The 23,438-nt window shown below is 32.5% G+C and carries 19 protein-coding genes; 10 read left to right on the forward strand and 9 right to left on the reverse strand.

Going from position 1 to position 23,438, the window contains the following annotated elements:
* Positions 1-34: 34 nt before the first annotated feature.
* The gene (locus QLQ96_RS05935) at positions 35-973 is read right to left on the reverse strand and encodes an L-threonine 3-dehydrogenase (RefSeq protein ID WP_482495490.1); all 939 of its coding nucleotides are present in this window, start codon (positions 971-973) and stop codon (positions 35-37) included.
* 309 nt (positions 974-1,282) lie between these two features.
* Here QLQ96_RS05935 and QLQ96_RS05940 point away from each other — a divergent pair, with 309 nt between their 5' ends.
* From QLQ96_RS05940 to QLQ96_RS05950, 3 genes are all read left to right on the forward strand, one after another.
* On the forward strand, positions 1,283-1,891 hold the full coding sequence (locus tag QLQ96_RS05940) for a hypothetical protein (protein ID WP_482495492.1): 609 nt from the start codon (positions 1,283-1,285) through the stop codon (positions 1,889-1,891).
* On the forward strand, positions 1,884-5,249 hold the full coding sequence (gene mfd / locus QLQ96_RS05945) for a transcription-repair coupling factor (protein ID WP_482495494.1): 3,366 nt from the start codon (positions 1,884-1,886) through the stop codon (positions 5,247-5,249). Before QLQ96_RS05940 ends, mfd begins: the two co-directional genes overlap by 8 nt.
* Positions 5,250-5,422: 173 nt before the next feature.
* Positions 5,423-5,977 carry a DUF5683 domain-containing protein gene (locus QLQ96_RS05950; RefSeq protein ID WP_482495496.1) on the forward strand — a complete coding sequence of 185 codons (555 nt, stop codon included), beginning with the start codon at positions 5,423-5,425 and terminating at the stop codon, positions 5,975-5,977.
* 58 nt (positions 5,978-6,035) lie between these two features.
* Here QLQ96_RS05950 and QLQ96_RS05955 read toward each other — a convergent pair whose 3' ends face one another.
* The 5 genes from QLQ96_RS05955 to QLQ96_RS05975 all read right to left on the reverse strand — a co-directional run bounded on the left by QLQ96_RS05955 (position 6,036) and on the right by QLQ96_RS05975 (position 11,625).
* On the reverse strand, positions 6,036-7,364 hold the full coding sequence (locus QLQ96_RS05955) for an IPT/TIG domain-containing protein (protein WP_482495498.1): 1,329 nt from the start codon (positions 7,362-7,364) through the stop codon (positions 6,036-6,038).
* A 796-nt stretch (positions 7,365-8,160) separates the two neighbouring features.
* A complete protein-coding gene (locus QLQ96_RS05960) occupies positions 8,161-8,817 on the reverse strand; it encodes a hypothetical protein (RefSeq protein WP_008466087.1) in 657 nt (218 codons plus the stop codon).
* A gap of 122 nt (positions 8,818-8,939) precedes the next feature.
* Complete coding sequence (locus QLQ96_RS05965) at positions 8,940-9,311, reverse strand: YraN family protein (protein ID WP_482495501.1); 372 nt, start codon at positions 9,309-9,311, stop codon at positions 8,940-8,942.
* Between the two features lie 183 nt (positions 9,312-9,494).
* A complete protein-coding gene (locus QLQ96_RS05970) occupies positions 9,495-10,394 on the reverse strand; it encodes a S66 peptidase family protein (protein ID WP_482495502.1) in 900 nt (299 codons plus the stop codon).
* A 154-nt stretch (positions 10,395-10,548) separates the two neighbouring features.
* Entirely contained in the window at positions 10,549-11,625 is a 1,077-nt protein-coding gene (locus tag QLQ96_RS05975; RefSeq protein ID WP_482495504.1) for a serine hydrolase domain-containing protein, read from the reverse strand.
* A gap of 127 nt (positions 11,626-11,752) precedes the next feature.
* Between QLQ96_RS05975 and QLQ96_RS05980 the strand changes: the two genes are divergently transcribed.
* The 3 genes from QLQ96_RS05980 (at position 11,753) to QLQ96_RS05990 (ending at position 13,947) form a co-directional block, all read left to right on the forward strand.
* Positions 11,753-12,847 carry an endonuclease/exonuclease/phosphatase family protein gene (locus QLQ96_RS05980; protein ID WP_482495506.1) on the forward strand — a complete coding sequence of 365 codons (1,095 nt, stop codon included), beginning with the start codon at positions 11,753-11,755 and terminating at the stop codon, positions 12,845-12,847.
* Between the two features lie 120 nt (positions 12,848-12,967).
* Positions 12,968-13,507 carry a 3-hydroxyanthranilate 3,4-dioxygenase gene (locus tag QLQ96_RS05985; protein ID WP_482495508.1) on the forward strand — a complete coding sequence of 180 codons (540 nt, stop codon included), beginning with the start codon at positions 12,968-12,970 and terminating at the stop codon, positions 13,505-13,507.
* A gap of 128 nt (positions 13,508-13,635) precedes the next feature.
* Positions 13,636-13,947 carry a hypothetical protein gene (locus QLQ96_RS05990; protein ID WP_482495509.1) on the forward strand — a complete coding sequence of 104 codons (312 nt, stop codon included), beginning with the start codon at positions 13,636-13,638 and terminating at the stop codon, positions 13,945-13,947.
* A gap of 334 nt (positions 13,948-14,281) precedes the next feature.
* Here QLQ96_RS05990 and QLQ96_RS05995 read toward each other — a convergent pair whose 3' ends face one another.
* Entirely contained in the window at positions 14,282-15,238 is a 957-nt protein-coding gene (locus QLQ96_RS05995) for an MBL fold metallo-hydrolase (RefSeq protein WP_482495511.1), read from the reverse strand.
* Positions 15,239-15,417: 179 nt separating this feature from the next.
* On the opposite strand from QLQ96_RS05995, the gene amaB reads away from it, so the two are divergent.
* From amaB to QLQ96_RS06015, 4 genes are all read left to right on the forward strand, one after another.
* Entirely contained in the window at positions 15,418-16,971 is a 1,554-nt protein-coding gene (gene amaB, locus QLQ96_RS06000) for an L-piperidine-6-carboxylate dehydrogenase (protein WP_482495513.1), read from the forward strand.
* Between the two features lie 97 nt (positions 16,972-17,068).
* Entirely contained in the window at positions 17,069-17,815 is a 747-nt protein-coding gene (locus tag QLQ96_RS06005) for a hypothetical protein (RefSeq protein ID WP_482495514.1), read from the forward strand.
* Positions 17,816-17,864: 49 nt separating this feature from the next.
* Positions 17,865-18,140 carry a hypothetical protein gene (locus QLQ96_RS06010; RefSeq protein WP_482495516.1) on the forward strand — a complete coding sequence of 92 codons (276 nt, stop codon included), beginning with the start codon at positions 17,865-17,867 and terminating at the stop codon, positions 18,138-18,140.
* 7 nt (positions 18,141-18,147) lie between these two features.
* The gene (locus QLQ96_RS06015; RefSeq protein WP_482495518.1) at positions 18,148-19,197 is read left to right on the forward strand and encodes a DUF2931 family protein; all 1,050 of its coding nucleotides are present in this window, start codon (positions 18,148-18,150) and stop codon (positions 19,195-19,197) included.
* Between the two features lie 117 nt (positions 19,198-19,314).
* On the opposite strand, the gene QLQ96_RS06020 is transcribed toward QLQ96_RS06015, so the two are convergent.
* Positions 19,315-22,158: a pectate lyase family protein gene (locus QLQ96_RS06020; RefSeq protein WP_482495520.1), complete on the reverse strand. Its 2,844-nt coding sequence runs from the start codon at positions 22,156-22,158 to the stop codon at positions 19,315-19,317.
* A 476-nt stretch (positions 22,159-22,634) separates the two neighbouring features.
* A complete protein-coding gene (locus QLQ96_RS06025; RefSeq protein ID WP_482495521.1) occupies positions 22,635-23,408 on the reverse strand; it encodes a Bax inhibitor-1/YccA family protein in 774 nt (257 codons plus the stop codon).
* Between the last annotated feature and the right edge of the window lie 30 nt (positions 23,409-23,438).

Consider the following 23,438-nt stretch of genomic DNA (forward strand, 5'->3'; position numbering starts at 1 on the left):
AACGGCATTTTTGTTTTTTAATTAAGTTTGAAAATTAACTCAAATGCTCAATCATATCTTTTGTCATAGTTTCCAAATCAAATTTATGATTCCATCCCCAGTCTTCTCTGGCTTCAGCATCATCAATACTTGCTGGCCAGCTATCCGCAATTTTCTGACGGAAGTCTGGATTATAAGTAATCTCAAATTCAGGAATATGTTTTTTGATTTCTGCAGCAATTTCAGTAGGAGTAAAACTCATTGCAGCCAAATTGTATGACGAATGTATTTTGATTTCTTCAACTGGCGCTTTCATAATATTGATTGTTGCATCAATTGCATCATCCATATACATCATTGGCATTTTGGTTTCAGATGACAAAAAGCATTCGTATTTTTTATCAGCAATAGCTTTAGAGAAAATATCAACAGCATAATCTGTCGTTCCGCCGCCTGGAGGAGTCGACCAGCTGATTAAACCTGGATAGCGAATACTTCGTACATCAACACCATAAATATTATGATAATATTCGCACCATCTTTCACCCGCTTGCTTACTGATTCCATAAACCGTTGAAGGCTCCATTACGGTATATTGAGGCGTATTTTCTTTTGGAGTTGTTGGCCCAAAAACCGCAATACTTGAAGGCCAGAAAACCTTCTGAATCTTTTTAGCTTTAGCTAAATTCAAAACATGAAAAAGTGAATTCATATTCAAATCCCAAGCAAAAGCTGGATTTTTTTCGGCAGTTGCTGATAAAAGCGCAGCCATAAGATACACATCGGTAATTTTATGCACTTCAACCAAATGTTCGATCTGATTAAAATCTAAAGCATTGACCACTTCAAAAGGTCCTGAATTTACAACATCAGTATTTAATTTTCGGATATCAGAAGCAATTACATTCTCTGTTCCGTATATTTTACGCAGCTTTTGAGTCAGCTCCGTTCCAATCTGACCGCAAGCGCCAATGATCAATATTTTTGGATTCATTTTTTCCATGATTTTTTAGTGAGACAAATATAACGTTTTCGTAATCAAATGCTTTTTTTTGAAGCATAAATTATTAATTCAGTAATTTAAAACTTTGTTTGTTAGATTATTCATTTTACTAGATTGTGTCTTTATGTCTTTTTATTTCAGTATTAAATGTCATTTTTAAACAAAACAAAACGAAAAAACGTCTTATTTAACGTTAGAAAAGGCAAAAAAAATAACCTTGATTTATAGAATCTTTAGCATAAAAACAGAATTCATAATTGTAAATTTACTTCGTAACTTTGCAGCCTAACATTTTAATAAATGAAATACAAAATATCTCTTTTTCTGCTTTTGACAACTGTATTATTTTCTTGCCAAAATGAAAATGAAAAACGCCTTGCGGAAAATGCAAAAGAAGCGAAAAAGAAAGAAGTTATTTTTAACAATATAAGTAAAGGCTGGACTTTTCTAGATGAACCAATCAACGAAATCTCAGAATCACAATTGAATTCATGGACAGAGTGGCGTGAATTTATAAAGGAAATTGGAGAAAAGCCTAGAAAAACAATTGGAGCTTTTCAGAAAAAATCGGCTGCGATTTCTAAAAAAGCTATAGCTTTAAACAACAATATACCGCCGCAATTTAATCAGCCACAGATTAAAAGCCGTATTTCTATTTTAATTACTAAAATTAAAATGCTGGATTTATTTATTCATTTAAGTACTATTCCAGATGATAAAGTTGTGTTTTTGATACAAGAAATCAATAAGGAAATGATTTCGTTGGAAAGGCAAATGGATAAAATTGTTGAAAAAGCTAAAATTCCGAAAGAAGAAGGAGAAGCAGAATTCCTTAGAATGTTAGACACAACCCGCGCGATTCCGAGTTCGGCACCGCCAGTAGATCAAAATATACCAAAAGTTGAGTAAAAACGCCTTATATACAACCTACGATAATCTGCCAAAAGCACAGCAGATTGCATCAAGTTTACTGGAAGGAAATCAGGTAAAAATGAACATCAGCGGATTGTTAGGATCCGCAGTTTCATTTGTTATCCGTTCCGTTTTCAGGAAAACCGAACTGCCTTTTCTGATTGTTTTAGACAACAAAGAAGAAGCGGCATATTACCTAAACGATTTAGAACAAATGATCGGCGAGCAAGACGTATTGTTTTATCCCGCTTCATTTCGTCGCCCGTATCAGATTGATGAAACCGACAACGCGAATGTTTTGCTTCGTGCTGAGGTTTTAAATAGAATCAATTCAAGAAAAAAACCGGCCATAATTGTTACGTATCCAGAAGCACTTTTTGAAAAAGTTGTTACTAGAAGAGAATTAGATAAAAACACTTTAAAAGTAGCTTTGAATGATAAAATTTCTATCGATTTTATCAACGAAATTTTATTTGAATATGAATTTAAAAGAGTAGATTTCATCACAGAACCTGGAGAATTTTCGGTTCGTGGAGGAATTGTCGATGTATTCTCTTTTTCAAACGATCATCCATACCGAATTGAGTTTTTCGGAAATGAAGTTGACAGCATAAGAACTTTTGATGTTGAAACGCAATTGTCTGTCGAAACGCATAAAAAAATCACGATTATCCCGAATGTTGAAAACAAACTTTTTCAGGAAAATCGTGAAAGCTTCTTAGATTATATTGCTGAAAAAACAGTTATTTTCATCCAAAATACAGAAGGGCTTTTTAGTCAGTTGGACAAGCAATTTGCAAGAGCTGAAGAAGCTTTTGAGAAATTGTCGAAAGAAATAAAACACGCTACGCCAGAACAATTGTTTTTAAATCAGGCGTCATTTATAAAAAGATCTTTGGACTTTTCGGTTGTAGAATTGGCTTCAAGGCCAGTTTATAAAACAGCTAAAAAATTCGAATTTCATATTCAGCCTCAGCCATCTTTTAATAAACAATTTGATTTATTGCTGAATAACCTGAGCGAAAATCATTTTAACGGATATGTCAATTATTTGTTTTGTTCGAATTATACTCAGGCTAAACGGTTTCATGATATTTTTGAAAGCTTAGATGAAGCCAATTCGGAGAATATTAGAAAACAGTATCACACTATTGTATTGCCTTTATATCAAGGTTTTATTGATGAAGAAAATCAAATAACGGCTTATACAGATCACCAGATTTTTGAGCGTTATCATAAATTCAACATAAAAAATGGGTATTCGAAAAAGCAGAATATCACTTTAAAAGAATTAACCGCGCTTTCTGTTGGCGATTATGTGACGCACATCGATCACGGAATCGGGAAATTTGGCGGATTGCAAAAAATTCAAGTTGAAGGAAAAACTCAAGAAGCCATAAAATTGGTTTATGCTGATAATGATATTGTGTATGTGAGTATTCACTCGCTTCATAAAATCTCAAAATACAACGGAAAAGACGGAACGCCTCCAAAAATTTACAAACTCGGATCGAACGCTTGGAAGGTTTTAAAACAGAAAACCAAAGCGCGCGTCAAACATATTGCGTTCAATTTGATTCAGTTATATGCGAAGCGTCGTTTAGAAAAAGGTTTTCAGTTTGCACCCGATAGTTATCTTCAGAACGAATTAGAAAGTTCGTTTATTTATGAAGATACTCCCGATCAAACCAAATCAACGGCTGAAGTAAAAGCCGATATGGAAAGCGATCGCCCAATGGACCGTTTGGTTTGTGGTGATGTTGGTTTTGGTAAAACTGAGGTTGCGATTCGTGCTGCTTTTAAGGCGGTTGACAACAGTAAACAAGTTGCGGTTTTGGTTCCGACTACGATTTTGGCGTATCAGCATTTTAGAACCTTTTCGGAACGTTTGAAAGATATGCCAGTTTCAATTGGTTACTTAAACCGATTCAGAACGGCGAAACAAAAAACGCAAACTTTAAAAGATTTGGCGGAAGGAAAATTAGATATCGTAATTGGAACTCATCAATTAGTAAACAAAAATGTGGTTTTTAAAGACCTTGGATTATTGATTGTTGATGAAGAACAAAAGTTTGGAGTAAACGTAAAAGATAAACTAAAAACCATCGCTGCGAATGTTGATACGTTGACATTAACAGCAACGCCAATTCCAAGAACGCTTCAGTTTTCATTAATGGCGGCGCGTGATTTATCGGTAATTACAACGCCTCCGCCAAACCGTTATCCGATAGAAACAAATGTGGTTGGTTTTAATGAAGAAATTATCCGTGATGCGATTTCGTATGAAATTCAGCGAAACGGACAGGTTTTCTTTATCAATAACCGAATCGAAAATATAAAAGAAGTGGCAGGAATGATTCAGCGTTTGGTTCCAAATGCAAGAGTCGGAATCGGCCACGGACAAATGGATGGTGCGAAACTAGAAGAATTGATGTTAGGTTTTATGAACGGTGATTTTGATGTTTTGGTAGCCACAACAATCATCGAAAGCGGATTGGACGTTCCAAATGCGAACACGATTTTCATCAATAACGCGAATAATTTTGGATTATCAGATTTGCATCAAATGCGTGGTCGCGTTGGGCGAAGCAATAAAAAAGCTTTTTGTTATTTTATCTGTCCGCCGTATTCATCGATGACCGAAGATGCGAGAAAACGTATTCAGGCATTGGAACAATTCAGCGAATTGGGAAGCGGTTTCAACATCGCTATGAAGGATTTGGAGATTCGTGGAGCAGGAGATTTATTAGGAGGCGAACAAAGTGGTTTCATTAATGAAATTGGTTTTGATACGTACCAAAAAATCATGAACGAGGCGATTGAAGAATTAAAAGAAAACGAATTCAAAGATTTGTATCCAGAAGAAAATGATATTGAAACTAAGGAATATGTAAAAGATTTACAAATCGATACCGATTTTGAGCTTTTATTTTCTGATGAATATATCAATAATGTCACGGAAAGATTGAGTTTATATAACGAATTGGGTTCTGTAAAAAATGAAGAAGAATTAGTCATTTTTCAAAATAAATTAATTGACCGTTTTGGGCCATTGCCTCCTCGTGCCAATGCACTTATGAATAGTATTCGCATTAAATGGATTGCTACGGCTGTTGGTATTGAAAAACTGGTGATGAAGAAAGGTAAAATGATTGGTTATTTCGTATCCGATCAACAATCAGATTATTATCAGTCTTCGAAATTTAGAAAGGTTTTGCAATTTGTACAAAAGCATAGTTCGCTTTGCCAAATGAAAGAAAAACAAACACCAAATGGTTTGCGACTTTTATTAACTTTTGAGAATGTAAAATCGACCAAACGCGCTTTGGAATTGATGGAATTGTTGGGAGAGTAAAAAAAATGGACACAAATTGCTTCACCCGTTCGCTATCGTTCAGGTCACGATTTATTTTTTAAAATTCTAATTTAAATAAAACTTTAAAAATTAAGTTTTATTTACCTTTTATTTAAGAAAAACCTTAGAACTAAAAAGTTTTCTTTGAATCAAAATTTTCAAAGCCAACTTTTATGCAAAATCAATTTCTTGTTCTTTTTTTATTTCTCGGACTTACGTCAATTTTCGCTCAAGGAAAAGGCAAAACCATTTTAAATGATACTTTAAAATCTGAAACTATTGACCCGCTTCGACCTGCGAAAGCGGCATTTTATTCTGCTGTTTTGCCAGGTTTAGGTCAGATTTACAATAAAAAATATTGGAAACTTCCTTTGGTTTATGGTGCAATTGGCACGAGTGCTTATTTGTATGTAGACAATCAGAAAAACTACAATATTTATAGAAACGAATATAAAAACAGACTCGAAGGTAAAAAGAGTGATTCTGAATTTTTGGCAAGACTCAGCGAAAGCCAGTTAATTACAGCTCAAAAAGGCTATCAAAGAAACAGAGATTTATCTGCCTTGTTTATGATTGGTTTTTATGTCTTAAACATTATAGATGCCAATGTTGATGCGGCTTTATCTCAGTTTAATGTAAGTGAAAAGCTAGCTTTTAAACCTTCGCTAATAAGCAATGATATAACTTCTAAGAATAATGTTGGCTTCGCTATGAATTATTCGTTTTAGAAATAAAAAAAGGCGTATGAGTTATTTTCATACGCCTTTTAAGTTTACTTTAAAAAAGTTATTCTAGTTTCAAATAATGTAAACCTTTATTTCCTGAAACAATAATTTTCGATTTAGAAAAAGAAATATCATTTACTACTGATTCTGCTGGTAATTCAAGCTCCAATTCCCATGTTGCTCCAGCATCTTTTGTAACATAAATTTTATCGCCAGATTGTATGTACCACTGTGTTTCTGTTCTAAGAAATACACTTTTTACATCAGTTTTAACTACACTCCATGTTTTTAGCATATCACTAGAAGCAACTAGTGCTTTGTTTGTATTGTCTATAGTAAAAATCTTGTTGATGTTTAAGAATTTATAACCGTAAGAAAGGTCAAGATTTGTTTTAGAAATAGTATCAATCACAGTCCAATCGCTATATCCAGTTGAAGATTCCATTACAACATTTCTATGTTTATTTGAACCATCTTTAATATAATCATTTATTATTCCTAACTGATAAAATTTACCGTTTGATGTAGATTTTGCTAAAGTAGTGATAGAAGCTCTATAGAAATTTCCTCTAGCTGTCCATACTGGAGGATCGTTTTTAATAATTGTAGCTCCATTATCTGCTGTATAAATCTGTGCTCCTCTAAATGTACTTACGATACTTATATTCTGATCTAGATAGCTAATATTTAATCCATTAATTGCAGGACTAAAATTTGATGTTACACTTGTAGCGTTATTATTTTCAAAACCGCTGTCAGAATAAAATGCTTGACTAGTATTTGTTAAAACACCAGATTTATCATTTATCATTTTAAAAGCACCATAGCTGCCAAGTTGTTTAATATAAGTTTGTTTAAGACCTTCTGAAGTTGCTTGTAGTTTTGCTGGAAATCCCCAGAATGCAAAATCACGGATATCACTGTCCGCAAATGAGAAAACAGAATTACTGTCATCAAATACGTTAGAAGTCATAATATCATATGACCCTAAACCATTTAATTTATTCCATCCTTTTTTCATAACATAGAAATTGGAACGGTCACTTAGTGTTTTATTAATTTGAATTCTTATCGAATTTGTACCCGCTTTTATTGCATCTGTTACTGAAATTACAATTTTGGTATCTGTAACTTCCTTAGCAGTGATTTGCTCTGTATCATTTATAAATAATACAGTTGGGTAATCTTTGTTAACAAAATTTGTCCCTTTAATTTCTAAATCTTGTCCAGTAATTACAAAATCAGAAATTGCTGTAATAGTAATTGGCAATGGGTCTTTTACTACAGGTGCAACTGGAGTTTCGGGTTTATCTCCAGAATCGTCGCTGGAGCAAGAGAAAAATAATCCTCCTGCTAATATAAGGCTAAGTAAAAGTAGTTTTTTATTCATTTTTTTTGGGATTAAATTAAAGTGCAAATAAATGAAATCATATGGTGAAATCAATACGGGAAACCTCATTTTGAATTACTTTATTAATGAAATTTATCATACGTCTTAAATTGATTCTGTTGTGTTCTTATTTGGCAATCAGTTTTTCAGTTGCTTTGAAATCTTTAGAAATAATATTGACAATATAAACTCCTGAAGATAAGTGATGATTGAATTGTTATCTCATCATTAGAAATTTTTAAATTCTAACATTTTAAAAACTAATAAACTTGTCAAGTATTGATTTTATTGGATTTTTTTTAAATAAAAAATTAAGAGAAGTCAAAAAAAAATCACTCCTAAGAGTGATTTCAATGGCATTATTGTGGTTTTGGTTAGATAATTGTATCGTCAATTTGAAAAAAGCATTATTCGATTTGAACTTTGGGAATACTTATTTCAAAATAATTTAATTCATTATACAGTCAAAATTGGTGTTTTTTCTTGATGCGTTAGCAAATATATAAAAATATTATTCTTAATAAATTATATTTAAAAAAACTTAATTCGTATTTTTTGTTAGTTTTTTGTGTAAAAGATATAAAATGTAGCGTCAAGTGGCTTTTTACAAGTAAGTGTCATATTGACGCTTTTATTAAATAAAATTTATTTCAGAATCTATCTTTTCAGAATATTCTTATCATAAAAAAGAATATTAACATCAGATTAAAAAAACAAATCCTTTTATCTTCAGGAAAGATAAAAGGATTGCGTGCAAAGGAGAATCAAAAGGATTCTTTATTGTATATATTATTAGTTAGTTTTTCAAGTCTTTAATTACTTTGAAAGCGACATCAACTTGATCTTCTCCGACCAAAATAGTAAACTCATTTGAAGTCGAAATTACCTCATTGATAATGATTCCTTCCCATGCCAAACGTTGGAAAATGAAATAATAAATACCAGGAACTACGATATTTTCTTTTGGTAATTTTACTGTAATCGAAGCTAAATTATCTAATTTCTGGATTAATTTTTCTCTCATAAAGTGTTTTTCAACTAAGTGATTTACACTGCTGCTGACAACGATATTGGTTTCGTTTACACCACGAGATGACGTATAAAATATATCAGATAAAGCATTAATGTCAGAAATCAAATCTGCTTGTTTATTTAAAACAGTTTCAGACGCTGCGAAAGTGTAATCTGTAAGTTCAGAACGAACGGTGATTTCACCTATATTTTTAATGACTTTATTGATTTTGTGGTTTAATTTAAAATCTAGTTCTTCTGTCAGTCGTTTTAAAGACATTACAACAGCGCCTTGTTTTACTTCTTTACCAAACTCACTTTCTAATTCGGTCATGATATTTCGCGAAAGTGATGTTAGGTTAATAATTCCGAGCGACAGGGCATTTAATAAAAATGGTTTTGTTTTAATGTAGTTTTCTACAATAGAAGAAACAGTTTTCATAATTCTTTTTTTTTTTTGGGTAACAGTTGAGTTGGTAGTTAATTTAACATTACGATGTTATAATTCTTTGCAAATATAAATAAAAAAACAAATTGTTACAATTATAACAATAAAAAATTATGTTAAAAGTGATAAAATGCATCAGTAAGATGTTCAATTGCAATAGATTCCCCGTTTAAATGGATTGCAATGATATCAAAACGGATTTCTAAATCTTCCTGAAAATCTTTTTCCCTATCGTTTATGTAGGCATTTACTGCTTTAATAAGTAATTGTATCTTTTTTTGCTTTACAAAATCTTGCGGAGAACCAAAATCTAAACTCGAACGTGTTTTTACTTCAACTATCGCCAAAATAGAATCCTTTTCTGCAATTATGTCTATTTCAGCTTTATTAGAAACGTAATTTCTTTCTCGAATAGTATATCCATGTTGTTCAAGATGCGCCACGGCTAGATCTTCTCCTAGTTTTCCTAAATCATTATGTTTTGCCATTGCTGTAGTATTCAGTCTCAGTCACAGTTTTCAGTGTGAAAATCTTTGAATTTATTTTTACTAAATGAATATTGCACGAAAAAACGCAAAATCACAAAGCATTTTAAAACTTTGCGACTTTGCGTCTTTGCGAGATTTTTATGTGGTATTTGAAGTCTCCTTAATAAAGGAGATTGTGTGATATTATTTTTTGAAAGTAACCGTACTTCCTGAAGCAGTAACTTCTATAGAAACGGTATTTCCCATAATTAAAGCTCTATTGTCTCTAATATGGCCCGCCGGGAAATTGAAAATTACTGGAATATTGTATTTTTTGGTTACATCATCAATAATTTCTAAAGCATTTTTTCCCCACGGAACTTCGTTGTCTTTCATGCTTGTCATTCCTCCAATAATAATTCCTTTCAGATTTTCGATGCATCCGTTACGTTTTAGATTCATCATCATACGGTCAATATGATACAGATATTCATCTAAATCTTCAATAAATAAAATTTTATCCCTACAGTCAATTGCCGATGGAGATCCCAGTAGACTATATAAGATTGATAAATTACCGCCAACTAATTCTCCTGTTGCGCTCCCAAAACGATTCATAGGGGTTGGGCTGATTGAATACGAAATTGGTTCGTTAAATAAAGCTGCTTTTAACGAACTAACAGCATCTGGAGTTGCTCTAGGAACCGTTACAGGCATAATTCCATGAATAGATTTGTAGCCCATCGTATTCAAATGATTATGAAGAACCGTTACATCGCTAAAACCGATAACCCATTTTGGATGCTGTTTGAATTTAGTAAAATCTAATAAATCTAACATTCTTACAGTTCCGTATCCGCCTCGAACACACCAAATTGCTTTAATATTTGGATTGTCCAATTGTTTTTGAAAATCGGCAGCTCTTTGCTCATCAGTTCCAGCCAATTGATGATAATCTAAACCGATTGTAGATCCCACTACGGCTTCTAAGCCCCAACTGTGCAATAAATCTATAGTTGGTTTTAAATTGTCATCGATATTTTTTCGTGCAGTTGCTAAAAGCGCTACAGTATCTCCTTTTTGTAAATACGGCGGTGTTATCATGTTTTGTTGAGATTGACAGTTGAATGATTGTAAAGCAAAAATAAGAAATGCGAGTTTACAAAAGACAAAATGTCTCTTTATATGGTGAAGGCAGTTTTTATTCATTTTTTTCTTTTGCTTAAAATTATAAAATTAATTTTTAAGGTTTAGCCATTTAACCTCCGTATTGTTTTTGAAGTTCGCCTAAAAGCAGCATTAAACCTTTATCAGCTTCTTCAGACTGTACATTGGCAAATAGTATAAAAGCTTTATTGATGTCTTTGCAAATATACACTTTGGTTAAAAATGTTCCTGGATTTCCGAAGTGAAAAGAATATTTTAAATCTGAATTTTTATTTGTTTCAGAATACCATCCAAAAGAAAATTCTGGTAAGCCAAAATGCATTTTATTAAATTCTTCTTGAGATAATACTTTTGATTTTCCTAATAAACCTTGTAATTGCATCTGAGTAAATTTGCAAAAATCAGGAAGATTTACATTGACATTTCCTGCTGATGAAAGCCAATTTAATTTGTAATTTAAAGCTGGTTTCTCAGGTTTTAATTCTTCATCATGTCCCCAAGGCTGATTGACATCAAGTAAATTTGGTTGTCCAAAACCAAAATTGATATTTAAAGTATCGCCTAACTCTTGAACTAATTTTTCATAACTTTTTCCGGTGGCTTTTTCTAGCATAAGACCGGCTGCGACATAACTTGGATTTGACCAATAGACATCTTGCTTTTCAGAAATAACTTTATTTTGTTTAAAAAACCAAGAGATAAATTCATAACGCTGCTGCTGGTCATTACCTTTAATTTCTTTTTGTGTTGGCGAAGTATTTCCGTACGACCAAGTTGGAATATGAGCCCTTAAGGTGATAAAATCTTGCAAAGTAAAATCATGAGTATTCGGATTGCTTTCTGCCTTTAATTCAGGATATAAATCAAAGAATTTGGTATCCCATTCTATCTTTCCTTCCTTCACTAAAAGCGTTGCAATATAACTTGTAACGGTTTTTGTTATGGATCCTAAACGAAATTTGTCATCGATTTTTGCTTGAAACGAAGAGTTGAGACGCTGCGAACCCAATGCCTGAATTTCAAAAATAGAATCTGAAGAAACTACCGCATAGGCTAATTCTGGAATTTTATATTGTTTTCGAATTTCCTCTGCTCTGGGACTATTTTTTTGCCCGTAAAAAGTGTTTAAAAAACTTAATAAGAAAGCGAAAAGCAATATTTTTTTCATGTTATAAATGGTCAGATTTTTTCAGCAAGTTACAAGACTTTATTCGAAACAAATATATTATTTCTAAAATTTAATTTAATAAAAATCTTACAAATTAATTAGATTTGCCTTTTTAAATGTTTTTTATATGCCATTAAAATCTAAATTTTGCTTGCTTTTTCTTTTTTCACTGCCACTTTTGTTTGGTCAATCTAAAAAGTATAAAATACATACTGTTGCGTTCTACAATTTTGAAAATTTTTATGATACTGTAGATGATGCGTTTACAAATGATGACGAATGGACGCCAAACGGAGCGCAACACTGGACAGCAGAGAAATATCACCAAAAATTAAAGAACTTGGCAAGAGTTGTATCTGAGATTGGAATGCCAGAAAATTCAAATGCGCCAACTTTAATTGGTGGAGCTGAAATAGAAAATCGCGGCGTTTTAGAAGATTTAATCAAAGAGCCAAAACTGCAGCCGTTAGATTTAGGGATTATTCATTTTGATTCGCCAGACAAACGTGGTATAGATGTGGCTTTGCTTTATCAGAAAAAATATTTCAGACCGACTTCCTATTCAAATATTCCTTTAATTATTTATAGAAAAGAAATTCTTAAAAAAGAAGAAACAGAAGTTTTGGATGATGAAATTGAAGTTAAAAAGGAAAATAAAAATCGAGTTTTTACGAGAGATCAGCTTTTGGTTTCGGGATTTTTAGAAGATGAAGAAATACATATTATCATAAATCACTGGCCATCGAGATCTGGCGGAGAAAAAGCAACAAGTTTGTTTCGAGAAGCTGCAGGAAAATTAAATAGAAGAATTATTGATTCATTGCAACAAATTAATCCGCAAGCAAAAGTAATGACAATGGGAGATTTCAATGACGGGCCATTGAATAAAAGCATAAAAACAGGATTAGGGGCAAAAGCAATAAAAGCTGAAGTTCAAGAATTTGGAGTTTTTAATCCGTTTGAAGAGCTTGCAAATAAAGGCTTAGGAACTATTGCTTATCGTGATTCTTGGAATATTTTTGACCAAATCATAATGACAGAATCTTTAGTTAAAGCTGATTTTTTGACGTTTAATTTTTGGAAAGCAGGTGTTTTCAACAGATCTTATCTTATTCAAAATTCTGGGCAATATAAAGGTTATCCGTTGCGAAATACATTAGCGGAAGCTGGTTTTAGCGATCATTTTCCGGTTTATATTTATTTGATAAAAGAATTTAGATAAGTTTACAGTCACAGTCGCAGTTTGCAGTTTTACCTAGACTTGTCAACGCAACTGCAAACTGCGACTGTGACTGAATACTTTTCACTACCTTAGCTATTCATAAATTTAGTATTAAAAAAAATGGCTATATCAAAACCTTTTAACCTAACCCAATGGATAGACGAAAACCGTCATTTATTGAAACCGCCTGTTGGAAATAAAAATCTATATGTAGATTCTGGAGATTATATTGTGATGATTGTAGCGGGACCAAACGCTCGTAAAGATTACCATTATAACGAAACTGAAGAACTTTTTTATCAGTTAGAAGGAAGCATTAAAGTTGTAATTCAAGAAGATGGTCAGCGCAAAGAAATGGAATTAAATGCGGGCGACATGTATTTGCATCCTGCTAAAGTGCCACATTCTCCTGTTCGTTCAGAAGGCTCTATTGGTCTTGTAATTGAAAGAAAACGCGCTGGACAAGGTTATACAGATGGTTTACTTTGGCATTGCGATAATTGCAATCATAAATTGTATGAAGTGTATTTTGAACTTCATAATATAGAAAAAGATTTCCTTCCTCATTTTGAACATTTTTACAATTCAGAAGAGCTAAGGACTTGCGATAATTGCGGAACTATAATGGAAACTGATCCGAGATTTGTAGCGAAGAAATAGAAAAAACAAAACCCGACAAATTTAAAAAACTTGTCGGTTTTTTTTAGATGTATTTTCATTCAAAAATAAAGGAATACATCATTTTTTATATATATTTGTATCATAAATGACACAAAACTACTTCAGTTATGATACAAGAAATTATTGCTTATAAAAATATAGTTAATGATATTGAAGATTTAATAAGTAAATCACCTTTTAAAAAAAACTATATCATTGAGAAAATAGGAATTCCCAGTCCTACTTTTTATCGTAAATTAAAAACTCAGACTTTTACTCCTGATGAAGTTCTTTCAATTGCTAAGATAATTTCGCCTGAAGAAAATTATATGTTAGAATTGAAAGCTGATATTGAACAAGGAAAACGTGATTTAGAGAATGGTGATTTTATTACCCATGAACAAATGTTAGCAGAATTAAAAAGTAAAAACTTTATATAAACATCTTTATTGGCTTTTGACGATTGTTATAGAAAGTAATTAACTCTATTTGTTCTTCCTTTATTCTATAATATAATTTTATCTGTTTTGAAATTAAGATTTCTCGACATATTAAATTTGAATTGTATTTACCAAGCAAAGGATTTTTTTCTAAAAGTGTAATTATATGTAAAACATCTTTAATAAATTTTTAGGCTACAATTGGAGACCAAAAGTGTTCAACATAGTTTCGAATATTATAAAAAGTATAATTCGCCCTCTTTGACCAAATAATTTCCATTAATAAAATTTAATTAGTCAGCTAAAATATAAAAAATAACCTACAAATATTTGATTATAGATCAAACTTCTTCCCTTGTTCAGGATAAATAATTTGGACACCTAAATCATTTTGATTTTTCAACTGCTCTTTAATTTTTTCAATATTCTTTGCAGGAGGCTTTAAATGTGTGATGATAATTTTAAAGTTTTTCAGAGAACCTTTTCCTGCCAAATCTTCTAGAACATGAAGTTCTTTCATTAAATAATTCGGAGTTAAATGTCCAAATAAAAACTTGTCTGGCTGTTCGTTAGGAAAAGAAACTTCAATAAAAATCCCTTTTAATTGTCCTTGTTTAACTAAAGGTGCAACTGCGGTCCATAAATCACGAAGATTATTGCTTTTTTCGACTTCATCTGGTCCTGTGTCTCCCAAATACAAAGCATAGTTATTATCGTTTTTAATTAAGAAAGCGGTACTTTCAAACGGATTAACATGACTTAAAGGAAATGCTTTAACAGTCATTTTGGCATTGGTCAAAAGAGTTTCTTTTGCCAAATCTAAAGTTTGAAAATGATATTTTTTTAAACGAAACCCTGGTCCAGAATCTCCAAAATTTGCCCAAGTTTCATTGTTGAAATAATGATTTTCCATCATTTCCATGCATTTTTTAGTTGCATAAACTGTTTTTGAAGAATCGGCAGGAGAATTGATTATTAAGCCAGAAACATGATCTAAATGCGCGTGAGAAATCAAATATCCTTTAATGTATTTACGTAAAACTTCGTTTGTCGAAACTTTAAACGTTTTCTTTTCAATCGCTTTTTCAATTCCAGCATTTACAGTTCCAGCGTCAAGACAGATATAATCGTTTGTATTTGATGGAGCTATTAAATAAGCCGAAAGGTTTTTTTCATCAATACCACCCATTACTCCTAAAGGAACAACAGAAAAAGAAGTTTTAGCTTTTTGCGAAAATATTGAAGTTGAAACTAAAAGAAAACAAAGCAGAAGCCTATTAAAATGGGTCATATTTTTAATTTTAAGTATTGCAAATTTCATGAAATAAATTCAATATTGGGTTTCCTTTCAGTTAATACTATAAAATAAACTTAAATTTACGTTCATTTATGAATTAACTTCAATCGTAAATTAATTCTAAAACAATATCTTTACATAAAAATATAACAATTTTAACTAAAAAAGTTACAATGACAACAATAGCATCGCAATTTGGAATGAAGGAAGCTCTTGAAAAATTGGGCATCAAGACAATAAATGACGGAACATCAACAGGAATTAATAATTTTTCTTCAGGAGAAATCTTAGAGAGTTATTCGCCAGTTGACGGAAAATTAATTGCTTCGGTAAAAATGTCAACAGCTGAGGATTATGAAAAAACAATTCAAACAGCGGCAGAGGCATTCAAAAAGTTTAGATTGATTCCTGCTCCACAGCGTGGTGAAATTGTACGTCAGTTTGGAGAAAAATTGAGACAAAATAAAGAAGCTCTTGGTAAATTGGTTTCTTATGAAATGGGAAAATCATTGCAGGAAGGTTTCGGAGAAGTTCAAGAAATGATTGATATCTGCGATTTTGCAGTTGGTTTATCTCGTCAGCTTCACGGATTGACAATGCATTCTGAAAGACCAGGTCACCGTATGTACGAGCAATATCATCCGTTGGGAATTGTTGGAATTATTTCGGCATTTAATTTCCCAGTTGCCGTTTGGTCTTGGAATACGGCTTTAGCTTGGATTTCTGGAGATGTTTGTGTTTGGAAACCTTCAGAAAAAACACCTCTTTGCGGTATTGCTTGCCAAAATATTATTGCTCAAGTTATTAAAGAAAATAATCTTCCAGAAGGAATTTCGTGTTTAATAAACGGAGATTACAAAATAGGGGAGTTATTGACTGCAGATACTCGTATTCCGCTTATTTCTGCAACTGGTTCTACTAGAATGGGGAAAATTGTAGCGCAAACTGTTGCAGGAAGATTAGGTAAATCGTTGTTAGAATTAGGAGGAAATAATGCGATTATCGTTACTCCAGATGCAGATATAAAAATGACTGTTATCGGAGCCGTTTTTGGAGCTGTTGGAACTGCTGGACAACGCTGTACTTCAACTCGAAGATTGATCATTCACGAAAGTATTTATGATAAAGTAAAAGATGCTTTGGTTGCTGCTTATAAACAATTACGAATCGGAAATCCGCTTGACGAAAACAATCATGTTGGGCCACTAATTGATACTCATGCTGTTGAAATGTACGCTGAAGCTTTAAATAAAGTAGTGGCTGAAGGCGGAAAAATCCTTGTAGAAGGAGGAGTGCTTTCTGGTCAAGGTTACGAAAGTGGCTGTTATGTAAAACCTGCAATTGCAGAAGCTGAAAATTTATTTAAAATTGTACAACACGAAACATTTGCTCCAGTTTTATATTTACTTAAATATTCTGGTGAAGTAGAAAATGCAATCGAAATTCAAAACGGTGTTGCTCAAGGATTATCTTCTGCAATTATGACAAATAATTTACGTGAAGCGGAAAGATTCTTGTCTGCAACAGGTTCAGACTGCGGAATCGCAAACGTAAATATCGGAACTTCGGGAGCTGAAATCGGCGGTGCATTTGGAGGTGAAAAAGAAACTGGAGGCGGCCGCGAATCAGGTTCTGATGCTTGGAAAATTTATATGAGACGTCAAACGAATACAATCAATTATACAACAAATCTTCCGCTTGCTCAGGGAATTAAATTTGATTTGTAGATTTATTCATTTTAATAAAAAGTCCTTTTTCATAATTTATGAAAAAGGACTTTTTCATTTATAGTATTTTTCTTTATTTTTGGCCAAAATTCATTAAATGAAATATAAAATTGTATTGTTGTTAATTGCACTTTTTGTTTTCGGCTGTAATAAAAAGCCAAGTGTAGTAACTAAAACATCTAATGTTGACACATTAAATCAGAATTTATCTGAAGAAAAAGAAGAGAGTGTTAAAGAAGACTTGACTTTGGAACAAACAAATTTTCCAAAAACAGGAAAAAACATTGGAGATTTTGTTTTAGAACCTTACGAAATACAAATCAAAGCAGAAGGTTTTTTAAATGATGATGCACTGAAGGATGTTGTGATTGTATTGATAAATAAAAATGATGTTTCAGATAATCGTGCGGTATTAGTCCTTTTAAAACAAGCAAAAGGAGGATATAAACTTCAAGATATATCTTGGGAAGCTTTAGAACCTTATTCTCAAGAAGATGGTCTTGTGATGTATGACCATGAAAAAATTTCTATAGATAATAAAACATTGCATATTTTGTTGCAAGGGACTGGACCAGTCAACGCAAGAGAAACGCTTTACAATTATGTTGATAATGTTTTGGTTTTAATTGGTATCAGTACTTTTCATTCTGGTGCTGGTTCTTTTGTAACCAGCAATTATAACTTAATTTCTGGCGAAGCTGATCATGAATTAGCCAATACAATTAACGATAGTCTACCAAGTGAGTATGTGGTTAAAAAAAATTTTGAGTTAAAACGAAAAATGTTATTTGCTTCAGATAATCCGAATACTATTTTAGAAAGCCTTCCTCATGCTGAGTGGTAAAATGCAACACGGGAAATGTTCTAAATTTCCTAAAATCAAAAACAATATAATGAAGGCATTTTTAACACTTCTTCTTTTAGCAGCCATTGCTGTTTCACTACAGTATTATTTTCTTAACGGAGAACATCATTCTGAGAACTGGACAACATTAACAATGCCGATTACTATGGTTGTTCTCTTGCTTCTTATTTATTTTTATGCGCCTAAAAAGACCTTTTATAGAAGATTCTTTGGTGTCATATTAGTAATTTGCAGTATTATTTCCATTATATTTTTTGGACTTTTTTGGTATGTAGTTCAATTAGGTAAAGCGTTTTCGCATTAAATTGATTATGAAATATTTTGTAAAAAAAGAAGATAGAATTAATGTACTCCTAATAGTTTTATTGGTTTGCATAGTACTTGCAAATTTGATTCAGATTTATAATTATAAGGCAGATGAAAGATTTACATGGGACAGCGGTGTTCTGAGTAAAAAGGGAAACATAGTACAAGTAAGTACTTGTTATTTTCATCACACAGGTGCTTGGAACTATGATGTTGATAAAAATCGAATAATTGACAATGGGTGGGACGAAATCAATTATTCTGAACAAAGTAAGGATAATGCTTTTTATCCAGATAGTTTATCTATAACTTGGTTTTCTTATACAGAGCGAAAATTCTATAATGGGGATTTTAAGTTGCCTTATGAAATCATTTTAGAAAAAGCAAAACACCTCAGAGAGACAACAACTCAGTATGAAAGCACTTTTGCAAGAGAAAACCCCAATCAAATTTTGTTAAATTTTTTAGCTGAAATATTGCCAAATGGAAAAATTCGGGTATGGATTTCAGATTATGATAAAAAGTTGAAAATTGGCGAATATCAAGCAAAATCTGCAAATAAAACTTGGCATATTTTTGATGATTATAATGAGAAAGATCCTGATTCAAAAATTGATATTGCAAAAAAAGTTGCATTGGTAATGGAGCAACACTCTTATAATATTGATCTCAACTTACCAGATGGGTTAAATTTAACAGAAGCACAAGTTGAATTATATAATCAAAACAATTGGAGCTTGGAAGATGCGACAAATGGCAAACCATATATTTTTCAAAATATTCCTAGTGGCATTCGCCTCTCATGGGGAAATGATAAAAAAGAATTCGCATCACAAATTAGCTTTAATGAATTAGTAATTTTGAATGCTTTTAGAAAAATGAATGATTCTAAAAAAGAAAAACCACTATTGTTAGAACTAACCGTAAATGAAAAGAACGATAGCATTTTGATATTTTTAAAGGATGATTATAAAGTAGTAAAAATAGTTCCCTCTTACTTGGATGTCTATCCTTTAGCCAAAAATAATGAAAATGAGGCTGAAGTTTCTAAATAAATTCAAAGTGAATGTTTTGGTGCTGCAGTTAAAATGGAAATAGATAAGATAAAATATTTATATTTTTTTAAATTGAAAAAAAGGCTTCCAATTGGAAGCCTTTTAGTTGAGATAATTTTACTTTTTTATAAGAGTTTGGTTAAATGATCCATCAACAGTATAAATTTTCGCTAGATAAGTTCCAGGAATTAAACTGCTCGTATCAATGCTTTCAGAGTTTCCAGAATTAATTACTAGATTTCCAGAGATATTGTAAATAAGTACTTTTTGTACTTTTTGTTCTGTATCAGATAAGTATAATGTACTAGAGACAGGATTAGGATATAAAACTATTTTTGAAGTTTCTGTAGCGGTTGCCGTTTCGGCTACAGCCATTTTTAAAGTGCTTCCGCCATAAACTGTGCTAATATAGAATAAGTTGGCAACAGAACCTTTGGTTATCGTATGAGAACCAGCCGCAATCGAAGCTGTTACAACACCTGCCGATGCTGTATAAGAAACATTATCAACTTTGATAGTTCCAGTAAAACTTGCATCAAAAACTAAAGTTAAAGTTGACGCGCTTGTTGTTGAATACGCTATTGATGTGCTTGATTCTATTTTTAGACGTTCAGTAATCGTTAATCCGTTATAAGTTACAGAACCTGGAGTTGAATTCATATTTCCTGTAATAGTATAGAATGAACTTGTTTTTCCAGAAGTTGTAAAATTATGAACCTCAGATCCGCCAGACGAACCAGTTGTAACGGTTATAGTTCCAGAAGCAGTTAGAGGAGTTCCTGCGCTTCCAGAAGTTGTTACAGAATAAGATACGTTTGCGGTTGGAGTTCCTGTAATAGTTATCGTTTTTGCAGATGTGTTTTTCACAAAAGATAATCCAGAAGCTGGTAATCCCGTTACAGTTGCGTCTGTTGCATTTCCACCCCAAGTGAACACAATTGAAGCAATAGCTGTTCCAGAAGAAACAGTTTGGCTGTTGTTGCCAGTAGAAGTTAAAGTTTGAGTGCCTGCCGCGGTAACGGTTACAGTTCCTGAACCAGTGGCTGGGGAACCACTAGTTCCAGAAGTTGCAATTGAGTACGAAACTGTTGCAGTTGGCGTACCCGAAATAGTTATAGTTTTAGCTGTAGTATTTTTTACAAAAGTCAATCCAGAAGCTGGTATTCCAGTTACAGTTGCATCAGTTGCATCTCCGCCCCATGTAAAAACGATTGATGAGATTGCCGTGCCACTTGCAACAGTTTGATTGTTATTTGAAGAAGATGTCAAAGTTAAAGTCTGCGTTCCAGCTGGAGGATTTCCTTCGCCTTGTATCGCAACTAAAGTTCCAGTGTAATTTGTAAGAGCTGTTTTTAATGCTGTAATAACCAAAGAAGAAGTATCATCTGTAGCATTGTTGAATGTCCACTTCAAATCCCCCCCAGAAACACGTCCTGCATATTGAGTAGTTTTTGTTTTCGCGGCAAGAGGAGTATCAATTACTAAATTTTTTACATACAAATTAGCATCTGTGTCGAAGTTGTTGTACATATTAGCTCCAGATTTAGATTTTACAGAACTGCTTACAACTTCACCTCTTGTTGTTGCTACATACGCATCAAAATCTGTTGTAGAACTTATTTTTCCTGAGATATTGTATAATGGATTAGGATCATTGTAAGCTACAAAACGCATGTTGTTTGTTCCGTTAGAAGCGTCAAAAGTATTGTTGAAAGCTTTAATACTTCCTCCAGCTTCGCCAGAAAATGTCCCCATTGTTCCTGCATTATTTACTTGGTTGGCTTCATCCCAAATGTCAGAACCTTGAAGAGAAGTTAGCATTGGGTGTTTGCTGTTTCTGTAATAATTTCCTTCAACAAAAAGTGAAGAACCTAATGTTGATCCTGCACCATATTTAGAAACTCCGTCATAATAATTGTTATAAATATGCGCCGAATAGTAACGCACACGAGGATGACGAGAATCAGAGTGGTCAAACCAGTTGTGATGATACGTGATATATAGTCCAGAAGTTGTTCCTTCGCTTAAGCCTAGAAGACTTGCTTTTCCATTATCCCAAAAGTGGTTGTATGATAATGTAATGTATGTCGAAGTTTTATTGTCTAATGCTCCGTCACCTTTAATCTGGTCGGCATCGCTTCCTGCATTTCCATAGAATAAATCGCAGTTGTGAACCCATACGTGATCATTGTCCTGCTGCATTCCCACGTTGTCACCCGCTGTACTATTGCAATTCATAAATCCAAGATTGCTTACTTCTATGTTTGAAGCCGATTTCAATCTAACTCCCCATCCGTTTGCAACAGCATCATCACCAACACCTTCAATCGTAACATAGCTTGAAGCGTTGTTTGAGTTTTCAATTACAACATCACCGCCTTCCATAACCGACATATCAGTAATGTTTCCGATTAGACGAATAATAAACGGACGAGTATCTTTTCCTTTTTTAATAGCATAAAGAATGTTTTGTAAACCAATACAAGGATTTGCGCTAGCTCCAGTAATATTCATCGAAATTGTGTTTTTCGTATTTTGAGTAATGTAGAGGATTACCGCATTATCTTTTGGAGTTCCATCTGCTTTGTATCCTCCTGGAACACGACCGCTATCAAAAGCAAATCCATTTCTGTCATGCGCTGTTACAGTTAAGTTGCCTGTTGTAGTTTCTGTTCCTTCTGTACCGTTTATAACGGGCTTTACTTTGACGGTATAAGTTCCAGCTTTAAGGCCTGGAATATCAGCGCGAAAATAAGAGCCATAACTTCTAATAAGCTGGTCGTCTATTTTTTTGTCTGTAAATCCGTTACCAGTGTAGTAAACGTTGTAAGTCTGGGCGCCGCTGACTGGTTGCCATTTTACAAATGCTGATTCTAACCAGCCAGAAGCTTCATTAATACTTTGTGCCCATAATTGGACTGTCATAAGAAAGACAGCCACGAAAAGTAGGTTTTTTTTCATAGTGTTTGTTTTAGATAGTTAATAATAAGTAAGTGGTTTTACTTTCGACTCCAAGCGGTTTAATTGTAATCGATTACACGAAATTATATATTAATTTTTAATACCGTAAATTTTTTACTAAAAAAAATAATATACTTTATTTTTATGGTTCATTAAATGTTAAAAATGCAACAAATTGCACTAATTGTAATTTATTGCATATTTATTTTGGTTTGAGGAAAGCCGTATTTTCTAGCTTTTGATGATTTAGAGGTTAAAGCCTACTGAATTTAGGAGATTCGTAATTTTTTTTAATTACATAAATTACATTTCAAATTTTTGTAAGAAATGGATTATTTTTGAATTTTGAATAACAGATTATTCTTAGAAGTTTTAAGTCAGATTTTATAATTACAAGCTAAAATAGTTTGTAGAAATAAAAAAAGCCTTTCTGATTTTACTCAAAAAGGCTTATGGATTATTTAAAAGAGACTTTATTAGTCTTTACTAGAAAGTTTTGATAAAAGTCTTAAGAATTCAATATATAACCAAACTAATGTGATCATTAATCCCATTGCTCCGTACCATTCCATGAATTTTGGCATTTTTTCTTTTGCACCTTTTTCAATTAAATCAAAATCTAAGAAAAGGTTAAGAGCTGCTATAATGATAACAAAAACACTGATACCAATACTCATCATAGAATTTCCGTAATGAACTGGAACATAGCTCGACGCAAACATTGAAACAATCCAAGAAATTAGATAATAAGTAGCAATTGCTAATGTTGCGGCAACAACAACCGATTTAAATTGCTCTGTAACTTTAACAATTTTGAATTTATATAAACCAAGACAAACTAAAAAAGTAACAAGAGTTGCACCAACCGCATTGATTACGATTCCAGGAAATTTTAATTCAAATATTGCAGAAATACCTCCTATGAATAATCCTTCAAATAAAGCATATCCTGGAGCTAGGTAAGGAGACAACTGCGGTTTAAATGAAGAAACTAATACTAGAATAAAACCAACAATTGCACCTCCAATTGTAGGTAACATTGGATTCATTCCGTTAAAAGCCATCCACCATGTCACCATAGCAGCACCGCTCAAAATAAGAAATAAAATAGCTGTTTTGTTGATTGTTCCAGACACCGTCATTTCTTGATTGTAATCAATAATCTGAGCTTGGTGTACTTCTGTTCTTGGTTCGGCATTTGATGAAAAACGCTTACTGTTTAAGAATGGATTTTTTGAATTAAAGTTCATATTTTAATACATTTAATTGAATTCAAATAT

The organism is Flavobacterium sp. B167r (assembly GCF_056824315.1).